We start from the raw sequence: 1,050 nt of genomic DNA, 5'->3' as shown, positions 1-1,050 counted from the left end.
TTGCAAAAGAAAACGGCTGCCTGACCTTTCTGGACAATACATTTATGACACCGGCACTGCAGCGTCCGCTTGATCTCGGCGTGGATATTGTACTTCACAGCGCGACAAAATTCTTAAGCGGACACAGCCATGTGCTCTCAGGTTTGGCTGCTGTCAAAGATGAAGAGCTTGGGAAGCAGCTGTATAAGCTGCAAAACGCGTTCGGCGCCGTCCTTGGCGTGCAAGATTGCTGGCTTGTCCTGCGCGGATTAAAAACATTGCAGGTCCGTTTAGAGAAAGCGAGTCAAACAGCTCAGCGGCTTGCGGAATTTTTCCAGAAGCACCCGGCGGTCAAGCGCGTGTATTATCCGGGACTGGCTGATCATCCCGGCGCTGAAACCCATAAAAGCCAGTCAACGGGAGCGGGCGCCGTGCTATCTTTTGAGCTTGAAAGCAAAGAGGCCGTTAAGAAGTTAGTCGAGAATGTGTCACTGCCGGTCTTCGCTGTCAGCCTTGGCGCCGTGGAATCGATTTTGTCCTATCCGGCAACGATGTCTCACGCGGCAATGCCTAAGGAAGAGCGTGAAAAACGCGGTATCACTGATGGTCTGCTCCGTCTTAGTGTGGGAGTCGAACATGCAGACGATTTAGAACACGATTTTGAACAAGCGCTGAAAGAAATTGCTCCAGTTGCGGTTCGTTAAAAAAGAAGCCGGGGATGGCCCGGCTTCTTTTATTATTGTTCGTCATCAGGATTCAGAATCGCGAGGACTTGATGATCCTCCCAAACGCCATTAATTTTTACATTTTTTCGGGCGATGCCTTCTTTATGAAATCCCGCTTTTTCTAAAACACGCATGGACCCGAGATTACGGGGCATCACACCGGCTTCAATCCGATGCAGTTTCAATTCGTGGAACGCATAATCAACAACCAATCTGACTGCCTCTGTCATAATGCCCTTTCCATTATGGGCTTTGTCTAAAAAATACCCGATGAACGCAGTTTGCAGCGCGCCACGGATGATTTGAAAGAGCGAAACCGTCCCGATTAATCTATCGTCTGACGCTG

General features: G+C 49.7%; 2 protein-coding genes. One reads left to right on the top strand and one right to left on the bottom strand.

What is annotated here, in order from left to right:
* Window positions 1-683, top strand: a 683-nt coding sequence (locus ACWHAR_RS23075; RefSeq protein ID WP_452087947.1) for a PLP-dependent transferase, incomplete at its 5' end; no start/stop codon positions are given.
* 32 nt (window positions 684-715) lie between these two features.
* Here ACWHAR_RS23075 and ACWHAR_RS23070 read toward each other — a convergent pair.
* Window positions 716-1,050: GNAT family N-acetyltransferase (locus ACWHAR_RS23070; RefSeq protein WP_452087946.1), on the bottom strand; the 335-nt coding region annotated here is incomplete at its 5' end.

It is taken from the genome of Bacillus sp. LR--39 (genome assembly GCF_053613335.1).
Note: the sequence above shows the minus strand (reverse complement) of the source record. Positions and strands in the feature narration are given on the sequence as shown.